Source organism: Shewanella sp. T24-MNA-CIBAN-0130 (genome assembly GCF_040310185.1).
In the GTDB taxonomy this organism is placed as follows: domain Bacteria; phylum Pseudomonadota; class Gammaproteobacteria; order Enterobacterales; family Shewanellaceae; genus Shewanella; species Shewanella psychromarinicola.
Genome location: NZ_JBEOPP010000360.1, coordinates 1 through 263, shown reverse-complemented (window position 1 = coordinate 263; position 263 = coordinate 1). Strand labels below are relative to the sequence as shown.

1 protein-coding gene is annotated in these 263 nt (G+C 43.0%); it reads right to left on the bottom strand.

What is annotated here, in order from left to right:
- The coding region (locus AAEZ02_RS22730) for a cupredoxin domain-containing protein (RefSeq protein ID WP_502959614.1) at nucleotides 1-263 on the bottom strand (263 nt) is incomplete at both ends.

The following is a 263-nucleotide window of genomic DNA, read 5'->3' as shown; positions in this document are numbered from 1 at the left end:
ACTTTGAGCGAAAATACAATAGGCATTATCAACCTCTGGCTCAATAACCACATCATAGGTTTCAGCAACACCGATTCGAAATTCATCCACAGATACCGGTTGAATGTTCTGACCATCACTGGCGACAACACTCATTTTGAGACCCGGTATACGCACATCAAATATGGTCATAGCAGAACTATTTATAAAGCGTAAGCGCACCTTCTCACCTTGTTCAAACAACCCTTGCCAGCCCTGTTGCGGAGGATTGCCATTCATTAAAT